This window comes from Brachybacterium netajii (SeqCode), assembly GCF_054114245.1.
In genome coordinates, this window is the sequence record NZ_JBSYXB010000003.1 from 442,095 (window position 1) to 463,047 (window position 20,953).

Below are 20,953 nucleotides of genomic sequence, written 5' to 3' on the forward strand. Positions count from 1 at the left end.
TCGTCGCCATGCCCCTGATGCCCCTCCCGTCCCCTCCGCTCTCCTCCTCCCGGCCGTCGACGGTCGCCCTGCGCGCGGCGTCCGCCGCGGTCCCGGCGCCCGCGGCCACCTCCGTGCGGACCGGCCCCTGGCCGCCCCCGGAGCCGGCACCCTTCGCCGTCCCCGGCTGCGAGCACGTCCTGCTCAGCCCGCTGCCCGGTGCGCCGGAGATCGCCTGCGGGGCCGACGACGCCGACGTCGCCGCCGCGGCGGGCCGGTGCCACGGCGAGGCCGTCGAGCGCCTCACCGCCTGGCGCCATGACCCGTTGCCCGCGCCGCTGCGGGGAGCCCCGCATCTGCGGGCCGCCTGCTTCGCCCAGGACGGCGTCCTGCCGATCCCCAGCGGGATCGCGACCACCGTCGAGGAGCTCACGGATCTCGACTCCGTCTCGGGCCTGGTCACGGTCGACCGGGCCGCCGTCGGGCTCGGCGGCCCGGGCTGGTTCCCGGCGGGGAGCACGGGCCTCGCCGCCGCCGTCGGGCATCGGGCGGCGATCGCCGCCGGCGCCTGGGAGGTGCTCGAACGGGATCTCCTGACCGCCTGGTGGCGCGACCGGACCCCCGCGGCCGCGCTGCCCGCCGCCTCCGACACCCGGTCCCTCGCCGTGTCGGCCGAGCTCGGCGCGCGCGGGATCGCGCTGCACGCCCTCGCCATCGGCCCGGGCTGCATCCTCGTCGCGGCCGTCGACGACGCCCGCGAGCTCGTCGCCGTCGGCACCAGCGCCGGTCCCGATCCCGACCGTCGGCGCCGCAAGGCGACCCAGGAGGCGCTGATCTCGCTCGCGCAGCTGACCGCGCTGCTCCCGTCGGCCGGCGACCGTCGCCTCCTGGACCGGCCCGCCGCGGAGGACCGCAGCCTCGCCGGCACGCTGCGCCTGCTGCTGGACCCGCGCTTCGCCGCGGAGATCCGCGCGCGCGTCGACGCCGCCCGGCCCGCCGACCGGTCCGCCGCCCGGTCCGCCGGGTACGCCGTCGTCGACCCGGATCTCGAGGACGGCCCCGTCGGCGAGGACCCGGTGCGGCTGCTGCGCGAGCGCGGCCGACGCGTGCTGGCGGTCGAGCTGCGCTCCCCGGAGAGCCGCTGGGCGGGCCTCACGGTCATGCGGGTCCTCGCTCCGGGGGCGAGGACGCCGCTGCCGCGGTCCGTCCGTCCGACCGAGCTGCCGGTGCCGCTGGCATGAGCGCGATCCTCCGCTCCGACGATCTGCTCCCGCTGCAGGCGGCCGTCGGCGTGACCCGTCTCGCCGACGTCACCGGCCTGGACACCCTCGGCGTGCCCGTCGTCTCGGCGATCCGTCCCGGCTCCCGCTCGCTCGCCGTCATGAGCGGCCGCGGCACCGCGCCCGAGCAGGCCCGCATCGCCGCGATCATGGAGGCGCTCGAGGCGCAGGCGGCGGAGACCGTCGCCCCGCCCTGCCTCCGCGCCCGCGCGACGGAGCTCGAGGGCCCGCATGTCGTGCCCGCCGAGCTGCCGCATCGCCCCGAGGGCGCGCTCGACGGGGAGCTGTGGTGGTGCACGGGGCGCGGCCTGCTCAGCGGCGCCGCCGTGCACGTCCCCTTCGAGGCCGTGCACACCGACTGGACGCGTCCGACGGATCCGAGCGGTCTCGCCGTCGACTCCGCCGGGATCGGCGCGGGCACGAGCCGCGAGGCCGCGATCCGCCATGGCCTGCTCGAGCTCGTCGAGCGCGACGCCCTCGCCCTCGCGACCGCTCGCGCCGTCGCGGGCGGGCTCGAGCCGCCCGTCCTCTCCCCGGTCCTCGACCCGGCCGCGATCGGCCCCGCGACCAGGGACCTCGCCGCCGCGCTCGGCGCGGCCGGGGCGCTGGTCCGCCTCGTCGACCTGCGCTCCGCGACGGGGATCCCCGCTCTCTGCGCGATCGTGCTGGACGAGCGGCCGAGCCCGGTGCGCCCGCTGCCCGTCGCGCTCGGCACCGCCGCCGGTCCCGACCCGGACGCGACGGCGGTCCGCGCCCTCACCGAGGCCGCGCAGTCGCGTCTCGTCACCATCGCCGGGGGACGCGACGACCTCAGCCCGTCCGCGTACCGCCGGATGCTCGACCCGCAGGCGGAGCATCGGCTGCGCGAGCGCCTCGCCGCGGCGGGCGCCGACGGCGATCCCGCGGCCGGTTCGACGACCGGCTCGGTAACGGATTCGGCGACTGTCGCCGGTGACCTGCGCTCCCTCGCGGAGGCCGTCCGACGGACGACCGGCCGCGAGCCCGTGGTCGTCGACCTCGGCCGCTTCCCCGCCCCTGACCTCGAGGTCCGCGTGGTGCGGGTCCTCGCCCCCGGCCTCGAGGGATCAGGCGCCGCCTACGGCAGCGCCTGCGCCCCCGGTCCCCGGGCCCGCGCGATCCTCGCCGGCGACGCCGCCGCAGACGCCGGTTCCGGCGGCAGCGCCGTCGACCCCGAGCCGGAGGTCGGCGTATGAGCACCGTCGTCGACGCCTATCTGGGCCCGACGCTCGCCGTCGACGTCGCCCGCGCTCTCGCCCGCGCGGCGGGGATCGTGCTGCGGGTCCACCCGCCGGCCCGCTGCGGCGACCTGGCTCGCCTGCTCGAGGCGAGCGCGGAGCCGCCCGTCGTGCTGCTCGTCGACGGCGTCTACGAGCGCGAGCCGGCGCTGTGGCACAAGGAGATCCTGGCCGTCCTCGCCGCGGGCGGCCGGGTGATCGGCTGCTCGAGCACGGGTGCGCTGCGCGCCGTCGAATGCGCCCCGTGGGGTGCGGAGCCGGTGGGGACGATCGCCGCCGCCTATGCCGACGGGACCCGCACGAGCGACGCCGACGTGGCGGTCGCCCATGCGGGCCCCGAGGACGAGCATCGGGCGCTGAGCGTGCCCCTCGTTGACGTCGACGCCGCCTGCGACGATGCCCTCGCCCGCGACATCCTCGACAGCGCACAGGCCGAGCGCCTGCGCTCCGCGGCCCGCGACCGCTTCTACGCCGCCCGCACCTGGCGCGGCCTCCTGGCGGATCTGACCGAGCCGACCGAACCGACTGCGCCGACCGCGCCGACCGCGCTGACCGAACCTGCCGTCCGGCGGCTGCGCGCGGAGATCCTCGAAGGGCCCGGCCGCAAGGAGCAGGACGCCCGGGAGGCGATCGCCGCCCTGCCGGCGCTCCTCCGGCGCAGCCCCGAGCGGATCCATGATCCGGCGGCGGTGCCCGCGACCCAGCAGCTGCAGGCCGTGCTCGCCGAGGCCCGCGCCGCCGCGAGTACGGGCGGCGCGGGCGCTGAGCACCGGGCCGACGATGCGGTCGTCGGCGACGTCGGCGCCGTCGACCTGCTGGACCGGCTCGCCGAGGAGGAGCGCTGGCCGGAGCTCATGCGCGCCGGGCTCGTGCGGGCGCTCGTCGCCCAGGGGCTCGTCCCGGGCCTCCCGCGGCCCGGGGCCGCCGAGTCCCGCGCCGTGCTCGCCGAGCATCTCGGGCTGCCGGCCGGTGAGGCCGTCGAGCTCCTCGCCGACGCCTGGGGCGCGACCCCCCGCGCGCGTGGAGCAGATCGGGCGGGAGCAGCTGCAGCTCGCTGCGCTGTGGGCCGCCCACGCGACGGCCGCCCGCGCCCATGTCATCGACCATCTGCGGATCACGGGCGAGCACCGCGGTCCTGCGACAGACCAGGAGAGCACCCCATGAGCCCCGCCGACCCGCGCCCCGCCGAGGAACGTCCCGTCGAGGGACGTCCCGCCGAGCAGCGTCTCGCCGCCACGGTCCGCGCCCTGTCCGCGATCGCCTGGCCGGTGATCCTGTCAGGTCTCGTCACGCTGTTCATCAGCGGCAACGACACGATCCTGCTCGCCGGAGCCTCCGACCGGGTGCTCGCCTCCGCCGTCGCCTCCTCGTCCGTGCACGCCGTCGCCGCGATGGTCGTCGCCGGTCTCGTCGGCGCGGGCCAGGTCCTCATCTCGCGGGCGATGGGCGCCGGATGCCGCGACCATGCGGCCCGCGCCGCCGACACCGGGCTCTGGGTCGGGCTGTGGGCGGGGGCCGCGACGGCGATCCTCCTGGCCCTGCTCGGTCCGTTCCTCCTGTCCGCGCTCGCCGGTCCCGCGATCGACGGCGCCTTCGCGAGCACCTACCTCTCGATCACCCTGATCGCCCTGCCCTGCATCGGCATCAGCTCCGCCCTGCGGGCGCGCTGCGCGGGCCTCGGCCGGGCGCGGGGCCTGCTGGTGGCCGCGGCCTGCGCCGCCGTCGTCGACGTGGGCGCCGCGATCAGCCTGAACCTGCTCCTCGGACCCTTCGGCGTCGCGATCGGCACCGTCCTCGGATCCGCGACGAACATGCTGATCCTGCTGCTGATCGCCGTGCGCCGGCTGCCGGCATCGACCGGGGTGAGGGGCCCGCGCGCGGCCTCCTTCGTGCGCGTGGACCGCACGGCCCTGCGCGCCCTGCTCGCCCTCGGCTGGCCCGAGGCGATCCTCTACGGCGCGAGCTCGGGCGCGGCGGTCGTGGCCACCTGGCTGCTGTCCGCGGGGCCCTCCGCCGAGCTCGCCGCCTCCCGCTTCCTCGAGCTCACCATCGGCTCGATCGTGTTCACGGTGCTCGCGGGCTTCGGGACCGCCGCCACGACCCTGCTGGGCCGGGCCGCGGGCGCCGAGGACCATCAGGGCTTCCGGCGCGTCCTGCGGCACAGCCTCCTGCTGACCCTGTCGATCGGCGCGCTCGTGCTCGCCCTCGGCCTCGTGGGCTATCTGCCGCTGCTGCGCCTGATCGCCCCCGAGACGGTCGTCGCGGCCTCCGCCGGGGTCGTCGGCCTCGCCCTCGCGCAGATCCCGCTCATGGCCCTGCACGTGCCCATCACCTCCGCCCTGCGGACCCTGAAGGACACCCGCGGTCCGATGATCGCGAGCCTCGTCGCCGAGTACGCGGTGTTCCTGCCGCTCGGCTGGTTCCTCACCCGGATCCTCCCGCTGGGCCTGACCGGCGTCTTCATCGACCACCTCGTGTTCTGGGCCGTCAGCGTGCTGATCATCGCCGTCCGCCTGCGCCCGCGGTACCGCGCGCTCGGGGCCGCCGTCGCGGCACCTCGCCCCGCGGTCCTGCTTCCCTCCTGACCTCCCCTTCGCCTGACCTCCCCGCCTGACCCCCTGCCCCGATCCCTCTGAGAGGACCCCATCCCATGACCAGCTCCGTGATCCGTCCTGCCCGTCCCGCGCCGCGGGTCGTCCGCCGCGGCCTCGCCGCGGGCGTGCTCGCCCTCGCCCTCGCCTCCTGCGCCCCCGCCGTCCCCGAGCAGGCGGCCGCGGGCACGGCCTCCGACGGCGGCTCGGCCTCCGCCTCGGCCGGAGCGGACGCCTCCGCGGATGCCGGGGCGACCGTGACCTACCCGGTCACCGTCGAGAACTGCGGGCGCGAGGTCACCCTCGACAGCGCCCCGCAGCGGGTCGTCGGCGTCGAGGGCGCCGCCGAGACGCTCTTCGCGCTCGGCGTCGCCGACCAGACCGTCGGCTACTTCGGCACCGCCCCCGAGAGCCTGCCGGACGACCTCGCCGCCCAGGCCGAGCAGACCGAACACCTGGGCTCCTCGTTCCCCTTCCCGACCGCCGAGCAGGTCATCGAGAACGACCCCGACCTGGTCGTCCTCTACGGCTTCGGGGACTCCGGCGAGCTCGCCGAGCAGCTCGACGCGCAGCAGATCCCCTACCTGCAGCTCTCCGAGACCTGCGACGAGCCCGACCACACCGTCGAGGGCTACTTCGCGGACGTCGAGACCATCGCGACCGCCCTCGGCGATGCCGCGGCGGGGGAGGAGCTCGTGGCGCAGTGGCGCTCCGAGCTGCCCGAGCGCACCGAGGTGGCCTCCGACGCCCCGACCGTCGTGGTCTACGGGAACATGGATCCCTCGCAGCCCTTCGTCTCCGGCGCCGGCAGCTTCGTCCAGGACCAGCTCGACTACGCCGGCGGCATCAACTCCTACGCCGACAGCCCCGAGGGCTACCTGACGCCGTCGTGGGGAGGACATCGCCACCCGGAACCCCGACATCCTGTTCTCCGGCGGGGGCGGCGGCGAGGAGACCCGCCAGGACATCGAGGACTACCTGACCTCCAACGCCGCGCTCGCGCAGATGACCGCCGTCCAGGAGGACCGCATCATCACGCTCGACTACGCGAAGAACGTGCCCGGGCCGCAGGCGATCGAGGGCATCAAGGAGATCCACGCGGCCATCGACGCGGCCTCGTGAGCCTCCGGACCGCACCCGTCGGGCCGTCGGCCTCGCCGCCGGCCCGTCGGCCGGAGCCCACCGCCCCGGGGACCGAGCCGACGACGCGTCGGTCGGAGCCCGCGCGCCGCCGGACCGGGCCCGTCGCGGCGGCGATCGCGCTGACCGTCGTCAGCGCGCTGCTCGCCCTGGTGGGACTCGTGGTGTCGGGGGCGATCGGCACGGAGCCGACGTCCCTCGCGCACGTCCTCGAGATCGCCTACCGGCGCGCCTGGGGCATCGACTACGTCGCCGCCCCGGACCGTCTGGTCTCCGAGCTCCGCCTGCCGCGCGGGGTGCTGGCGCTCCTGGTGGGCGCCGCGCTCGCGCTCGTCGGCTGCATCCTGCAGGCGGTCGTGCGAAACCCGCTCGCGGACTCCTCCGTCCTCGGCGGGACCGCCGGGGCGGGCCTCGGCGCGGTCGCGGCGATCGCGCTGCTGCCGGGCGCGCTGTCGCTGCTGATCCCCCTCGGCGCGTTCGTCGGAGCGGCCGTCGGCTTCGCGATCACCCTCGTGATCGCGACGGCCGGCGGCGGCTTCTCGCCGCTCAAGCTGATCCTCGCGGGCGTCGCGACCTCCTACGTCCTCGGCGCCCTCACCCAGTACGTGCTGGCGCGGGCCGGGGACGACCGGAAGCTGCGCTCGGCGATCTTCTGGCAGATGGGCTCGGTGGCGGGCGCCCAATGGGCCGACCTCGTGCTGCCGCTGGTCGTGCTGCTCTCCGGTGCGGCCTACCTGCTGCTGCGGGCGCGCCGCCTGGACCAGCTCGCCTTCGGGGACCTCACCGCGCGGTCGCTCGGGCTGAGCCCGGCCCTGCTGCGCGTCGAGCTGATCGTCGTGTGCGCGGTGATGGTGGGGACGTGCGTCGCCGCGGCCGGCGGCATCGGCTTCGTGTCCCTCGTCGTCCCGCACATCTGCCGGCTGCTGGTGGGCAGCGCCCACGGCCGCCTGCTGCCGGCCGCGACCGCCCTCGGCGCCGCCTTCCTGGTGTGGGCCGACGTCCTCGCCCGCGTCGCCACCCGCCCCTCCGAGCTGCCGATCGGCGTGGTCACCGCGCTCGTCGGCGGCGTCGGCTTCGCGATCCTGCTGATCACCCGCACCCGGGAGGACGCATGACCATCCAGACCGAGACCGTCCAGACCGAGACCGTCCTGCCCGAGACCGTCCTGCCCGAGACCGTCCCGCCCGGGCCCGCCGCGGAACCGGGCTCCCCGGAGCCGGGCGCCACGGAGCCCGCCGCGCAGGGGATCCGGGCCGAGGACGTGGGCGTCGTCCTGCGGCGGCGGGAGATCCTGCGCGCGATCGCCCTCGAGGCACGGGCCGGGGAGGTGACGGCGCTCGTCGGCCCCAACGGGTCGGGGAAGTCCACCTTCCTGCGGACGCTGTTCTCCGCGGTCCCGGCCACCGGCTCCGTCCGCGTCGGCGGGGAGGAGCTGCGATCGCTGCCCGCGCGGGCCCGCGTCGAGCGGCTCGCCGTCCTCACGCAGGAGCGGGACTTCGCCGCCGGGACCCGCACCCGCGAGGTCGTCGCGGTGGGGCGGTCCGCCCGTCGGCCGGTCCTGCAGCGGGCCGACGCCGAGGACGCCCGACGGATCGCCGAGGCCATGGCCCAGGTCGGCATCGTCGAGCTCGCCGAGCGGGACATCGCCACGCTCTCCGGCGGTGAGCGCCAGCGCGCCCACATCGCCCGGGTCATGGCGCAGGACGCCGCCGTCGTCGTGATGGACGAGCCGACGAACCACCTCGACATCGGCCATCAGGTCGCGGCCCTCGCCCTGCTGCGGCAGCTCGCCCGCGAGGAGGGCCGCACCGTGCTCGTCGCCCTGCATGACCTCGCGCTCGCCGCCCGCTGGGCGGATCGCACGGTCGTGCTCGAGGCGGGTCGTGCGATCGCCGCCGGGCGCCCGCGCGAGATCCTCGTCCCCGAGCTCATCGCGAGCTGCTTCGGCGTGGACTCCCGCTGGATCGAGCTCGACGGCGAGGAGCGCCTGATCATCGGGTGACCTGCAGGCGCCGGGCGGGCTCAGTGCTCGTCCGGCGCCTCGTCCTCGCGGATGTGGTCGAGGGCGTCGCGCACGATGCTCAGCACATGCGCGTCGTCGACCGCGTAGTAGGCCTGCCGGCCGCTGCGGTGCACGCGGACGAGCCGCAGGCCCCGCAGCGTCTTCAGATGCTGGGAGACCAGCGGCTGGGAGAGGCCGGTGCGGCCCACGATCTCGCTCACGGTCCGCTCCTGCGGCCCCAGCGCGAGCAGGATCCGCAGCCGCGAGGTCGTCGCCAGCGCCCCGAAGAGCTCCGCCGCCCGGTCCAGCTCCGCGGCGCGGAGGCGCGGGTGCGCGGCCAGCTCGACGTTCATCGGTGCTCGTCCCTCATCGGTCCTCGTCCGGCCATGCGCCCGCCTCTCGTCGTCGGCTCCCCGTCCGACGGTCGGATGCGATGCGCGCCCGGCCGGTGAGGAGCATCGCGCCATCATATGAGAACGGTTCGCAACAGGTGGAGGGTGCTCGGGCGGCGAGACCGCGTCGAGGGCGGGGTCAGGCGGTGCGGCGCAGCAGGATCGCCCGATCGGCCAGCTTGACCTGCTCGCCCGAGGGGCGGGCCTCCGTCCGCGGGAGGGTGCTGGCCCGCACGCACTCCCAGCCGTCGTCGAGCCCCAGTGCGCGGATCTCCGCAGCCGAGGCGAGGGCCCCGTCGGCGGGGACCGGCTCGTCGCCGAAGAGGTGCGAGAGCAGGAACAGCAGGCCGCCGCGGGCCACGCGCTCGCCGGCCGCCGCGATCAGATTCTCGCGGCGCCCCTGCGCGGGGCCGTGCAGATAGCTCGCGCAGACGAGGTCGAAGCGCTCCTCGGCGGGGATCCCGAGCAGGCCGTCGGCCCGGAAGCGTGCCGACGGCGCCGACGGCACCCCGTCTGACCCGTCCGCCCCGTCGGCCTGCGGGCCGACGCCGGCCTCGCGTGCGGCGGCCTCGGCGCGCGCCACGGCCGTCGCCGAGACGTCGACCCCGAGCGTCTCCCAGCCCTGGAGCGCGAGCCAGATCGCGTCGGCCCCCTCGCCGCAGCCGACGTCGAGCGCCCGCGCCCCGGCCGGTCGCGGCTCCGTAGCGGCATGCGCGTCGAGGAGGGAGACGAGCAGGCCGTTGGGGCGGCCGCTCCAGGTGATCTCCCGGCTGCGGTAGCGGTCCTCCCAGAAGCCGTCCGCCGCGACCTCGGGCCATGCCGGGTGCGCCGAGGCCTGCGCGGGGGCGTCCGCGTGCGTGTGCTGGTGTTCATGCGTGTGCTTGTGCTCGTGCGCGGTGCCGGTGGCGGTCGGGGAGGCGGGGCCGGGGGTGTGCGTCATGCATCCAGCATTCGCTGCAGGTGACGCGATGGCAAGGGGTGTTGCGTCCTCAGCAAGAAGGGTGACGGGCGGTGTGCGTCCAGGGCGCGAACTCCCGATGACAAGAAGTATGGTGATATTGCAATAGATGCATATGTGTGGTGGGCTGGAGCCATGGAGACGTCAGCGACCACCGAGCGGACGGCCGAGCTCTTCAAGGCGCTCGGCCATCCGGTGCGCCTGGACCTGCTGCGGCGGATCGCCCAGCAGCCTCGGCCGGTCGGCGTGCTCGCCCAGGAGGCGGGTCTCACGCAGCCCCTGGCGTCCCAGCACCTCCGCGCTCTCCGTCAGGCGGGCCTGGTGCACGGTGATCGCGAGGGGCGAGAAGTCGTCTATCGCGTCGCCGACCAGCATGTCGTCCATGTGGTCGAGGATGCCTTCGCCCACGTCGCGCATGCCGGCATCCCGCGTCCCGGCGTGGAGCAGTGAGCAGGGTTCGCACGCAGGGCCCGCAGGCATCATCCGCACGCACCATCAGCACAGACACCATCAGCACAGAGGAGCGCACCATGACCACGACCCACGCGCACGAGGCCGAGCACGCCGTCGCCGATCACGAGCACGGCGCCGACTGCGGCCACGAGGCCGTCCAGCACGGCGACCACGTGGACTACATCCACGACGGCCACCAGCATGCCGCCCACGGCGACCACTACGACGAGCACTGATCGTCCGACGACGGCCTGAGCCGGCCGACGGTCCGACCCGTCGGGCGCGCCGAGCCGTCGGATGAGCCGAGCCGTCAGATGAGCCGAGAGGGCGTCCCGCGATCGCGGGACGCCCTCTCTTCTCTTCCCTGAGTCGGTCGTCCGTCGTCGTCCGCCGTCCGTCGGGCTCGAGGGCCCGCGGTCCCGTCAGACCACGAGCTGCGGTTCCACCAGCGCCCGGTAGGCCGCGCAGCGCTCCATGAGCTCCTCGTGCGTGCCGTCGTCGACCAGGCGCCCGTCCTCGAGGACGAGGATCCGGTCCGCGTGCAGGAGGGTGACCAGGCGGTGCGCGATCACCAGGGTCGTGCGGCGGTCCGTGGCGACGGAGCGCTGCACGCTGAGCGCCGCGCCCGTGTCGAGCTGGCTGACGGCCTCGTCCAGCACGAGCACCTGCCCGGGCCGCAGGAACGCCCGGGCCAGGGCGATCCGCTGGCGCTCGCCGCCGGAGAGGCTCGCGCCATGGTCCGCGAGCACCGTGTCGAGGCCGTCGGGGAGGCGGTCGACCGTCGCCAGCGCCCCCGCCCGGGCGAGCGCCCGGCGCAGCTCCGCGTCGTCGGGCGCGGACTGGGCGCCCGAGGGATCGAACGGGGCGGCCAGCAGCAGGTTCTCCCGGATCGACTCGGCGAAGAGATGCGGCTCCTGCTCGATCATCCGCAGACGCTCCCGCAGCTCCTCCAGCGGCATGTCCCGCACGTCGGCCCCGTCCAGCAGGACGCGGCCCGCCGCGGGCTCCTGCCAGCGGGCGAGCAGCTGCGCGAGCGTCGACTTGCCCGATCCGCTCGCTCCGGCGATCGCGACCTGCTCGCCCTCGCGCAGCACGAGAGAGATCCCGTCGACGGCGGGACGGGGCGCCCCCGGCCAGGAGAAGGCCAGGTCCCGGGCCTCGAGCACGATGCCGGGCTCCGCGGCCGGGACGACCGGGTGGACGCCGGGGACGGGGTCCACCAGCGGCTCGGCCTCGAGGATCGCCTCGATCCGACGGGCCGCGGCCGCGGTGTTCCCGGTGTGGCGGCTGGTGGAGATCCACTGCAGCACCGCGGAGGGGCTCGCCGCGGCGACCGCCACGACGACCGGCAGCATCACCAGGTCGAGCCGTCCCGCGGAGACCTCGACCGCGCCGACGGCGGTCGCCACGACCGCCAGGGAGGCCGTCGCGACCCCGGCGACCGCGGACTCGAGCCCGGTGCGGGCGACGGTGCGGGACTGCGCCGCGGTCAGCCGCCGCTGCAGGTCCTCGAGCCGCGCCCGACGATCCTCCCGCAGGTCGAAGGCGACGATCTCGCGGACCGCGCCGACATCCTCCTGCACCTGCGAGGCCATCGCCGCGAGCAGCTCCCGGGCCTCGGCGCCGTCGCGCAGGGCGGCCCGCCGGGTCGCGGCGGGGATCGCCAGGAGCAGCAGCACGAAGGGCACCACGGCCAGGGCCGTGACCGGTGAGATCAGCGCGAGCCCCGCGAGGATCAGCGGCGTCGCCAGGAAGCGCCCGATCCGGTAGAGCGAGCTGTGCGCGAGGAAGACCTCCAGCGCCTCCGCATCGTTCATGACGGTGCTGGTGAGATCGCCGCGGCGGCGCCCCGCGAGACCGCCCGGGGCGACCCGCGCGACGGCGTCGAACACCCAGATCCGGATCCGGGCCATCACCCGGAAGGACAGGTCATGGCTGGTGTACGACTCCTGCCACTGGCTGATCGAGCGCACCAGCGTCGCGCCGAGCACGAGCAGCGTCGGCGCCCACAGCGCCTCCGGCGCCGCCCCGCGGACCGCTGCGGCCACCGCCCAGGCCGCGCCCCCGGCGGCGAGGGCCGCCGCGAGGTGCACCAGCAGGTTCCAGGCGAGCGTGAGCGCGAACCACGGCCGCCAGCCGACGAGCACCGCCGGCAGCGCCCGCAGCGAGTCGTAGCGGGTCCCGCGCGGCGGCTGCGGCACGGCATGGCCGACGGCGATCATGCGCGCACCCCCGCCCCGGCGCCCGCCATGGCCTCGCGATGCGCGCCGACGAGCCCCGCCCAGGCGCCGCCCGCGGCCTCGAGCTCGGCGGGCGACCCCTCCTCGGCGACCCGGCCGTCCTCGAGGACGATCACGTGATCGGCCGCGGCGACGGTGCTGAGCCGATGGGCGATCACCACGAGGGTCCGCCCCGCGGTGCCGGGTCCTGTCGTGCCGGGCCCCGGGTCGCCCCGCAGCGCGGCGGTCACCAGGGCCTCGTTCTCGCCGTCGAGCGCGCTGGTCGCCTCGTCGAGCACGAGCAGCGGGGCATCCTGCAGCAGGGCCCGGGCCAGCGCGATCCGCTGGCGCTGGCCCCCGGAGAGCAGGCGCCCGCGCTCGCCGACGGGGGAGTCCAGGCCCGCGGGCAGCCGCGGCAGGAACTCATCGACCCGGGCCGCCGCCAGCACCGCGGCGAGCCGCTCGGGCGGGACCGGCCCGCGGGCGGCGTCGAGCAGGTTCTCGCGGATCGTGCCGTCGAGCAGCACCACGTCCTGGCTGACGCGCGCGCTCGCGCGGCGCAGCGTGCGCAGCGGGATCTCCCGCAGATCGATCCCGTGCCCGCCGGGCTCCGGCCTGCCGGTCTCCTGGGCGAGAGGCTCCAGCGGGTCCGTCGGGTCGAGGGGCGTCGTGAGCAGCACGGCGCCGGCGTCCGGGTCGCGGTCGCGCAGCAGCAGCGCCGTCAGGGTGCTCTTCCCGGCGCCCGAGAGGCCGACGAGCGCCGTGCTGCGCCCCGCGGGGATCCGGGCCGTGACCCCGTCCAGCGCGGCGCGGGTCGCCCCCGGATAGCGCAGGCTGACGTCCCGCAGCACGAAGCCCGGAGCACCGGCGATGCGGGCCGGCGCCGCGGGTGCGGACGTCCCGGCGGCCTCGTCCCGCACTGGGGGCTCCTCCTCGAGGAGCCGGTTGACGGCGGCGGCCGCGGCGAGCCCGTAGAAGCCCTCGTGCCAGTAGTTCTGCAGCTCCTGGAGGGGGCGGAAGCACTCGGCGGCGAGGAACAGGACCAGGATGACGGCGCCCGCGGGGAGGGTCCCCTGGGCGGCATGCCAGGGGGCGAGGAGGGTCGCGCCGGCGGTCCCGAGGAGCATCGCGGCGCCGGTGACGATGTAGGAGGAGAGGGAGACGTTCATGGTGCGGGTGGTCGCCTCGCGCAGCGCGTCGGCCTCGTCGGCGAGGGTCTGCGCCCGGCGCGCGGTCGCCCCGAGGCCCGCGAGGGTCGCGAGACCGGCGACGGAGTCGGCGACCTTCGCCCCGTAGTCCTCGTACTTCTGCCAGTGGGTCGCGGACCGCAGGCCGAGCAGGCGCGCGGTGAACCGCTGCCCGAGGGGGACCGCGAGCAGGGTCGCCGCGATCACCCCGGCGACGAGCGGATCCTGCAGGCCGATGACGATCACCAGGATTGCAGGCACCACGGCCGCGGAGATCGCCTGCGGGAGATAGGAGCCGACATAGCCGCGGATGTGCTCGCAGCCGTCGACGACGGCCGCATGCGCGCGGGCCGATCCGCCCGGCCAGGCATAGCCGGGGCCGAGGTCGAGCACATGGTCGAGGATCCGTGCGCGCAGGCGCCGCGCCACGGCGGTGCCGGTGCGCAGGGCCAGCACGTCCCGCAGCCACAGCAGGCCGGCGCGCAGCAGCACGCCGCCGAGCGCCAGCAGCAGGGGAGGCCACCAGGCGCGCGGGTCCTCCGTCAGCAGGCGGGAGGTGGCCGCGGCCAGGGAGAACGCGACGAGGATCGAGGCGGCCGTGGCCGCGAGGGTCACCGCGCTGGTGGCGATGAGCCCGCGGCGGGCCGCGCGGGCGTGCGGCGCGATCCGCGGGTCGAGGAGTCGAGGGAGGGGCATCCCCCCACTATATGAGAATCGTTCGCATTAGCGAGTGGGCGACGAAGGATGGGATCGGGGCGGGGCGGCCCGGGCCGCCCCGTCCCGCCCCGCCCGCGCTCAGAACGACGGGATGAGGGTGGCGCTGTGCTCGTCCTCGAGGAAGGCGCGGACCTCGTCGCTGGACATCGCGGCCTTCAGGGCCTGGATCCTCTCGGACTCGACGTCCTCCCCGCGGGCGACGAGGGAGATCGCGAAGCGCTGGTCGACGGTCTCCTCGAGCATGAGGGCGTCGGCCGGCGTCAGGCCGACCTTCGCGATGTACGTCGGGTAGTTGTAGACCAGCGCGATGCCGTCCTCGTCGTAGGCGGAGGAGAGGTTCAGCAGGTCGATCTGCACGAACTCGAGCGCCAGGGGGTTCTCGACGATGTCGGCGAGGCGGCCCTCGAAGCCGGCGTCCTCGGGCAGGGCGATGAGCCCGTGCTCGTGGAGGATCGCGAGGGCGCGGCCCTCGTTGGAGGCGTCGTTGGGGATCGCGACCTTCGCGCCCTCGGGGATCTGGTCGACGGCGTCGTAGGCCTTGGAGTAGTAGCCGACCTTCGCGTCGTAGATCGCCTGGACCTTCACCAGGTCCGTGCCGTTCGCCTCGTTGAAGGCCTGCATGTAGGGCTCGTGCTGGGCGAAGTTCGCGTCGACCTCGCCGTCGGCCAGCAGCCGGTTGTACTGGACGTTGTCGCTGACCTGCACGAGCTCGACGGTCCAGCCGTCGGCCTTCGCGACCTCGGCGGCGAGCTCGACGACGTCGGTCATCGGGGTCATGTGCGAGGCGACCTTGATGACCTTGTCGTCGGACCCTGCGCCGGAGCCGCCCGCGCCGCAGGCGGCGAGCGCCAGCGCGGCGCCGCCGACGCCGAGCAGCCCGAGGGCGCCGCGGCGGGTGGGCGCCGGCAGGAGCGAGCCGGCCGACGAAGCGGAGCCGACGGACGGGGCGGAGCCGACGGACCGGGCAGAGCCGACGGACGGAGCGGCGGCGCGGGTGCGGGGAGCGGGGAGGGACGCGGGAGTCATGGGGGGGGCTCGTCTTTCCGTGTGAGGGGCGCCGGAAGGGTCCGGTGAGGGGAGGCGGCGCGCTAGCGCGCGCGGTGGTCGAGGAGGCGGGCGAGGAGGGTGCCGGCGCCCTGGACGAGCATCACGCAGACGACCATGATCGCGATCGTCGTGTACATCAGCTCGTACTCGTAGGTCTGGTAGCCGTAGCGGATCGCGAAGTCGCCGACGCCCCCGCCGCCGACCACGCCCATGATCGTCGAGTACGAGATCATGCTGATGGTGACGGTGGTCAGGCTCAGCACGAGGCCGGAGCGGGCCTCGGGGTAGAGGAAGCGCAGCACCAGCTGCACGGGTCCGGCGCCGAGGGAGCGGGCCAGCTCGATCGTCTGCTCGGGCACGTCCAGCAGGGTCTGCTCGGCGAAGCGGGCGTAGAGGGCGACGGCGACGAACGCGAGCGGCACCGACGCCGCCGTCGTCCCGAAGCTCGTGCCCACCAGCCAGCGGGTGAAGGGGATCATCGCGACGACGAACAGCAGGAACGGCACCGAGCGGACGACGTTCACGTACGCGTTCAACGCCGCCCGCAGCGCGGGCCGCTCATAGGGACCGCCGGGGCGGGTGAGGTAGATCAGCGTCCCGACCGGCAGGCCGAGGAGGACCGCGGCGATCAGCGAGTTGCCCAGCATGATCCCGGTCTCGACGATCGCGGTGACGATCTCGCCGCGGTACTCGGCGAGCAGGGCGAGCAGGGCCGCGACCCAGGTTCCGAGGCCGGTCATGCGCCCTCCTCCGCGAGATAGTCGGTGGCCCGCCGCGCATAGGAGCCGGAGCGCCGGCGCGGGGGCGGGGCGGTCACCTCGGTGAGGCCGACGAGGCGGCCGTCCTCGAGCACGGCCGCGCGGTCGCAGGAGGACTTCACGACCTCGAGCTCATGGCTGACCAGCAGGATCGTCGTGCCGAGCGCCGTGTGGACGGTGCGCAGGGTCTCCATCACCTCGTCGGTGTGGTGGGCGTCCAGCGCCGACGTCGGTTCGTCGCACAGCAGGATCGAGGGGGCGGTGACGAGGGCGCGGGCGATCGCGACCCGCTGCTTCTCGCCGCCGGAGAGGCGGCTGGGATGCTGCGCCGCGCGGGCGCCCATGTTCACGAAGTCGAGCATCTGCGCGACGCGCGCGGGGTCGCGCCGGCCCTGCAGCCGCAGCGGCATGGCGACGTTCTCGGCGACGGTCGAGTTGGCCAGCAGGTTGAAGTGCTGGAAGACCATCCCGATGCCGCGCCGGCGCAGCCGCCGCTGCCGCTCGGGGAGCGATGCGAGGTCGACCCCGTCGACCGTGACGGTCCCGGCGGACGGGGCTTCGAGATGGTTGACGAGCCGCAGCAGGGTCGACTTCCCGGAGCCGCTCTCGCCGACCACCCCGAACATCTCGCCGTCCCGGATCGTGAGATCGATGCCGTCCAGCGCGGTCACGACGGAGCGGCCCTGGCGATAGGTCTTGGAGACGCCGTCGAAGTGGATCATGGTCCTCGAGAGGGGTCGGGAGCCCGGTCATGACCGGGCAGGATGCCCTCTCGATCCTAGGGAGGCGGCCCCGCCGGTGGGTGGCCCGGTGGGCGACCTCACTCGCCCGGCGAGACGCCGGCCGGGCGGCGGGTGCGGCGCCGGCATGCCGCGGACGGGTCGCCGGTCAGGCGCCGGGGACGTGCACCTCGACGGGGTGGTCGCCGGCGGCGGTGAGCAGCTTGGAGACCGGGCAGCGGGCGTGCGCGGCCAGGGCGAGCTCGCGCGTGGTCTCGGGGTCGATCCCCGGGATGCTGACGCGGGCGCGCGGGAGGAACCGGTAGCCGCCGTCCGGGTCGGGCTCGAGGGCGACCTCGACGATCACCTCCGGCTCGCCGATGCTCTCCGCGACCCGGACGGCCTCCGCGTCCCCGGCCTTCCGCGCGGCACGGCGCCGCTCGCGCAGGATCGTCCGCAGGGTCTCGTTCAGGCAGGTGGACCAGGCCATGGCGAGCAGCTGCTCGGGGTTGAAGCCCTCGGCGTCGGGGGAGGGGCCGCCGGTGGGCAGCGCCGGTCGCCCGTCGGCCTCGACCTCGCCGGAGGTGCCGCCGCGGTTCGTTGCGCGGGCGGTGTAGAGGGGATCGCTGCTCACGTTCTCCCTGCTCATACGACGGACTCCGCATCCTCGGTCCAGGTGTTGCAGGCGCCGAGATCGCCGCCCGAGTCGAGGCCGACCTCGATCCAGTGGGCCCAGGCCTCGGCGCTGACGTCGGTGTCGATCCAGGTGTCGGACTCGACGAGGAGATCCTGGAGGTCGTCGGGGACGTGCGCGGCCTCGGGCAGGGCCTCGGTGGAGGCCGAGGCGAGGCAGACGCGCGAGAGGATGAAGCGCCGCTGGGCGTCCTCGGAGGCGGTCGTATCCCCGTCCTCGTCGAACAGGTTCATCATCGCCGAGTAGTAGAACGCGACCGAGCTGTTCCAGTACGCGACCAGGGAGTACGAGTAGCCGAGCTCCCACAGGACCATCGTCGAGCGCGCGGCCGGGTCCGTGGAGACCGCGGCGACCGCGTCCTCCTCGGCGGCGCCGAAGCCGAGCGGCCAGTAGATGATGTTGTCGAGGAAGCACACGCGCGCGGAGTCCTCCGTGAAGGACTCGGCGTCGCAGACGGAGCTGGTGGGGATGTCCGGCCATTCGTAGACGACGATGGTCGGGCTCGTCCACGGCAGGTTCCGGTCCGAGCTCACCGACGACCACAGGCTGTTCAGGCACGACGCGGATGCGTCCAGCGTCGCCTGCATCTCCTCGACGCTCGGGTCCACGGGCGTCTCCGGCAGCTCGCAGGAGCCCACGGAGGAGAAGGAGCCGGTGGTCAGCGGGCTCGTGCGGAGGACCTCGCGCAGTTCATCCGCATCGCCCGGCGGCACGTCCCAGGACTCGACGACCTCGAAGTCCTCCGTCGGCTCGGCGGGCGTGACGGAGATGCTCTCCGAGGGCGTCTCCGACGGCGTCTCGGAGGGCGTGTCCGTGGCGGAGGCGGTGGCGGTCCCGTCGTCGCGGGTGAACAGGTAGACGCCGGCGCCGACGGCGATCACCGCGAGCAGCACGATCACGCAGCCGGCGGCGACGGCGATCATCGCCCAGGGCTTGCGTCCGCCGCCCCCGCCCGTCGGCCCCGAGGCCCCGGGGCCCTGCGGCGGACCCTGCGGGGGCATGCCCTGCGGTGCTCCCTGCGGCGGTCCCCACCCCTGCGGACCGCCCTGGCCGCCCTGCTGATTCCCGTACTGCTGACGCCCGTTCCCCTGCTGCGGGTACCCCGGGCCCCCGTTCCCTGGCGTGGTCATGCGCTCCCCCGTGATGCTGTGCGTGACGCGCCGGCATCGGCGCCGTGCACACGGCAGGATATCGGCGCGCGCCCCGCAGGGACGGGCCGAGACCGTTCTGCAACGGTCCCGGCGGGCCCAAGCCCTCGGCGGGCGTCGTACCGGGGCGGGCGCGGGGCCGGGTCAGACGACCTGGTCGTCCGGCGCCTCCCAGGTGTTGCAGGCCGCGAGGTCGCCGTCGGACTCGAAGCCGGCGGTGATCCAGCGGGCCCGCGCCTCGGCCGTCACCGCGGTGTCGTTCCAGGTCTCGGGGTCCTCGAGGATGTCGAGGACGTGCTGGGCGGGACGCTGCGCCTCCGGCACCTCGAGGATCGCCGCCGAGGCGAGGCAGGTGGCCTGCAGGCTGTACCGCCGCCAGGCGTCGTCCTGCGCGTCGGTGTCGTCGCCGAGCTTGACCAGCAGGTTCTGGTAGTAGGTCCCCAGCGAGCTGTTCCAGTTCACGACGGTCATGTAGATGTACGACAGGTCCCACAGGTAGGACGTGGAGACCTCGGCGTCGTCGGCGAAGCGGTCGTCCTCCGCGAGCAGCGGCGTCAGCCCGTACCCGAACGGCCAGTAGATCGTCGAGTCGAGGTTGCACACCCGCGGATAGTCGGCGTCGAAGGAGTCCGCGTCGCAGGCGGAGGCGGGCACGTCGGGCCATTCGTAGACGACGATCGTCGGGCTCGTCCACGGGAGGTCGCGGTCGGAGCTGACGTTCGCCCACACCTTGTCGAGGCAGTGGCCGGCGGCCGAGAGCGTCGCCTGGACCTCCTCGACCGTCGGGTCCGTGGGCGTGGTCGGCAGCTCGCAGGAGGGGATCGTCGTGAACCGCCCCGTGGTGAAGGGGCTCGTGGCGAGGACCTCGCGGAGCTCCTCGGCGGTGCCGGGCAGCTCGTCGATGGGGGAGACGACCTCGAAGGTCGGCGTCGGCTCGTCGGGGTCGTCGCTCGGCGTGGTGATCGGGTCGGGCGAGGGCGTGTCCGGATCCTCGGACGACGGGGTGTCCGAGGCCGGGGCCGCGGACCCCTGCCCGTCGCGCCCCAGCAGCACGTAGGCGCCGACGCCGAGGCCCAGCACGAGCACCAGCACGACCGCGCAGCCCGCGGCGACCGCCGCGATCGCCCACGGCCGACGCCGCGGCGAGGGCCCCTGCGGCCCGAAGGGCGGGTACGGGCTGCCGGGCCCGCCGGGGCTCCCCGCACCGCCGTATCCGCCGCCGCCGCATCCGCCGCCGCCGTACCCGCCGCCGGGGCCGGCGAACCCGGCCGCGCCCGAGGGCGGCATGGGCGCCGGGGGCGCCTGATGTCCGTGCGAGGGCTGCGGCGACGCCTGCGGGGATGACCAGCTCGGTGAGGCCGACGACGGGGTGGAGCCGTACATCGCCGTGCCGTGACCGGGGCGTTCGCGCTGCCAGGAGAAGATCTCCGGCTCGGGCGGGGGTGCGGTCCGCGAGTCCTGCGGGGCGGCCTGCGCCGGCCCCCGGGCATCCTCGGGCCACCGCCCGCTGCCGCTCGAACCCGGCGTCGACATGCCGCCCTCCCTGTCTCGACCTGCCGTGCACGACCTGGGGCGACCGTGCCGGTGAAGCCGCCTCAGGGAAGGATATCCGTGCAGGCCGGGGCCTCGTGCCGCACCGGGCGAACCGTTGGTGTCTCGAGACATGGTGCGCGGGCGGCGGAGGCCGGGAACGACGAAGCCCCCTGGCGAACCAGGGGGCTTCATATCGGCGGAGGATGGGGGATTTGAACCCCCGAGGGCTTGCACCCAACACGCGTTCCAGGCGTGCGCCATAGGCCGCTAGGCGAATCCTCCAGCGCTCGTAAGAGCAAGAACTAGCCTACCGGACACCGCAGGTCGGCGCGAACCGGGCGGGCCCACGTCACATTCTCGGGTCCGACGGTGCCCGTGCGAGACTCCGACGAGAGCGCCTCCTGCGCATCCACCCTCTCCGCGGCCCCACCCGCGACCCCGACCCGAAGGCGGACCCGTGGCCTCACGCGCCGTGACCCTGAACCGGACCCTGCTGCTGTGCGAGGACGTCCCCTGCGCGTACTCCGCGAGCGTCGAGCCGCCGGCGCGGCTGATCGTGCTGGCGGGAGCCGCGCCGGTGGACAAGCGGGGGACCGTGGTCGGTCCCGGCGATGTCGCCGCGCAGACCGGCGTCTGCGTGGAGACCCTGGTGATCGCCCTCGCCGAGGCGGGAGCGACCCTCGAGGACGTGGTCCATCTCCGGGTGCTGGTCGCGACGACCGACCGCGAGGACCTCGCGGTCGCGGGCGGGATCGTCCGCCAGGCGCTGGGGGAGCACGACGCCCCGCACACCCTCGTCGGCGTGACCCTGTTCGGCCGCCCCGACCAGCTGGTCGAGATCGAGGCGACCGCCGCGGTGCGCTGAGCCGACGAGAGCATT

General features: G+C 75.1%; 18 protein-coding genes and 1 tRNA gene. 8 read left to right on the top strand and 11 right to left on the bottom strand.

Going from position 1 to position 20,953, the window contains the following annotated elements; translation table 11 throughout:
* Positions 1–8: 8 nt before the first annotated feature.
* From ACXET9_RS09155 to ACXET9_RS09175, 5 genes are all read left to right on the top strand, one after another.
* Positions 9–1,220, top strand: a complete 1,212-nt coding sequence (locus ACXET9_RS09155; RefSeq protein WP_457886247.1) for a YcaO-like family protein — start codon at positions 9–11, stop codon at positions 1,218–1,220.
* Positions 1,217–2,473: a YcaO-like family protein gene (locus ACXET9_RS09160; protein ID WP_457886248.1), complete on the top strand. Its 1,257-nt coding sequence runs from the start codon at positions 1,217–1,219 to the stop codon at positions 2,471–2,473. The genes ACXET9_RS09155 and ACXET9_RS09160 overlap by 4 nt, the downstream gene beginning before the upstream one ends.
* Positions 2,470–5,100, top strand: a complete 2,631-nt coding sequence (locus ACXET9_RS09165) for a TfuA-like protein (RefSeq protein ID WP_457886249.1) — start codon at positions 2,470–2,472, stop codon at positions 5,098–5,100. The genes ACXET9_RS09160 and ACXET9_RS09165 overlap by 4 nt, the downstream gene beginning before the upstream one ends.
* A 65-nt stretch (positions 5,101–5,165) precedes the next feature.
* Positions 5,166–7,361, top strand: coding sequence for an iron chelate uptake ABC transporter family permease subunit (locus ACXET9_RS09170; protein WP_457886250.1), 2,196 nt, complete (start codon positions 5,166–5,168; stop codon positions 7,359–7,361).
* Positions 7,358–8,248, top strand: coding sequence for an ABC transporter ATP-binding protein (locus ACXET9_RS09175; RefSeq protein WP_457886251.1), 891 nt, complete (start codon positions 7,358–7,360; stop codon positions 8,246–8,248). The genes ACXET9_RS09170 and ACXET9_RS09175 overlap by 4 nt, the downstream gene beginning before the upstream one ends.
* Before the next feature lie 20 nt (positions 8,249–8,268).
* On the opposite strand, the gene ACXET9_RS09180 is transcribed toward ACXET9_RS09175, so the two are convergent.
* Positions 8,269–8,601 (bottom strand): ArsR/SmtB family transcription factor, encoded by a 333-nt coding sequence (locus tag ACXET9_RS09180; RefSeq protein ID WP_457886252.1) that lies wholly within the window; start codon positions 8,599–8,601, stop codon positions 8,269–8,271.
* 178 nt (positions 8,602–8,779) lie between these two features.
* A complete protein-coding gene (locus ACXET9_RS09185) occupies positions 8,780–9,580 on the bottom strand; it encodes a class I SAM-dependent methyltransferase (RefSeq protein ID WP_457886253.1) in 801 nt (266 codons plus the stop codon).
* 153 nt (positions 9,581–9,733) lie between these two features.
* Here ACXET9_RS09185 and ACXET9_RS09190 point away from each other — a divergent pair, with 153 nt between their 5' ends.
* Together ACXET9_RS09190 and ACXET9_RS09195 are read left to right on the top strand one after the other, a co-directional pair.
* A complete protein-coding gene (locus ACXET9_RS09190; RefSeq protein WP_457886254.1) occupies positions 9,734–10,048 on the top strand; it encodes an ArsR/SmtB family transcription factor in 315 nt (104 codons plus the stop codon).
* Between the two features lie 80 nt (positions 10,049–10,128).
* Positions 10,129–10,287 carry a zinc transporter permease gene (locus ACXET9_RS09195; protein WP_457886255.1) on the top strand — a complete coding sequence of 53 codons (159 nt, stop codon included), beginning with the start codon at positions 10,129–10,131 and terminating at the stop codon, positions 10,285–10,287.
* Positions 10,288–10,473: 186 nt separating this feature from the next.
* Here the strand turns inward: ACXET9_RS09195 and ACXET9_RS09200 are convergent, their stop codons facing one another.
* The 9 genes from ACXET9_RS09200 to ACXET9_RS09240 all read right to left on the bottom strand — a co-directional run bounded on the left by ACXET9_RS09200 (position 10,474) and on the right by ACXET9_RS09240 (position 20,355).
* A complete protein-coding gene (locus tag ACXET9_RS09200) occupies positions 10,474–12,273 on the bottom strand; it encodes an ABC transporter ATP-binding protein (RefSeq protein ID WP_457886256.1) in 1,800 nt (599 codons plus the stop codon).
* Positions 12,270–14,153 carry an ABC transporter ATP-binding protein/permease gene (locus tag ACXET9_RS09205; RefSeq protein WP_457886257.1) on the bottom strand — a complete coding sequence of 628 codons (1,884 nt, stop codon included), beginning with the start codon at positions 14,151–14,153 and terminating at the stop codon, positions 12,270–12,272. Before ACXET9_RS09205 ends, ACXET9_RS09200 begins: the two co-directional genes overlap by 4 nt.
* Before the next feature lie 99 nt (positions 14,154–14,252).
* Positions 14,253–15,200, bottom strand: a complete 948-nt coding sequence (locus ACXET9_RS09210; RefSeq protein WP_457886258.1) for a MetQ/NlpA family ABC transporter substrate-binding protein — start codon at positions 15,198–15,200, stop codon at positions 14,253–14,255.
* Positions 15,201–15,262: 62 nt separating this feature from the next.
* Positions 15,263–15,961, bottom strand: coding sequence for a methionine ABC transporter permease (locus ACXET9_RS09215; protein WP_457886259.1), 699 nt, complete (start codon positions 15,959–15,961; stop codon positions 15,263–15,265).
* On the bottom strand, positions 15,958–16,701 hold the full coding sequence (locus ACXET9_RS09220; protein WP_457886260.1) for a methionine ABC transporter ATP-binding protein: 744 nt from the start codon (positions 16,699–16,701) through the stop codon (positions 15,958–15,960). Before ACXET9_RS09220 ends, ACXET9_RS09215 begins: the two co-directional genes overlap by 4 nt.
* Positions 16,702–16,867: 166 nt before the next feature.
* Entirely contained in the window at positions 16,868–17,332 is a 465-nt protein-coding gene (locus tag ACXET9_RS09225) for an OsmC family protein (RefSeq protein ID WP_457886261.1), read from the bottom strand.
* Positions 17,333–17,343: 11 nt separating this feature from the next.
* Positions 17,344–18,393, bottom strand: a complete 1,050-nt coding sequence (locus tag ACXET9_RS09230; RefSeq protein WP_457886262.1) for a hypothetical protein — start codon at positions 18,391–18,393, stop codon at positions 17,344–17,346.
* A gap of 291 nt (positions 18,394–18,684) precedes the next feature.
* Positions 18,685–20,073 (bottom strand): hypothetical protein, encoded by a 1,389-nt coding sequence (locus ACXET9_RS09235; protein WP_457886264.1) that lies wholly within the window; start codon positions 20,071–20,073, stop codon positions 18,685–18,687.
* Between the two features lie 197 nt (positions 20,074–20,270).
* A tRNA-Ser gene (locus tag ACXET9_RS09240) sits at positions 20,271–20,355 on the bottom strand.
* 175 nt (positions 20,356–20,530) lie between these two features.
* On the opposite strand from ACXET9_RS09240, the gene ACXET9_RS09245 reads away from it, so the two are divergent.
* Positions 20,531–20,938 carry a Rid family hydrolase gene (locus ACXET9_RS09245; protein ID WP_457886265.1) on the top strand — a complete coding sequence of 136 codons (408 nt, stop codon included), beginning with the start codon at positions 20,531–20,533 and terminating at the stop codon, positions 20,936–20,938.
* Positions 20,939–20,953: the final 15 nt, after the last annotated feature.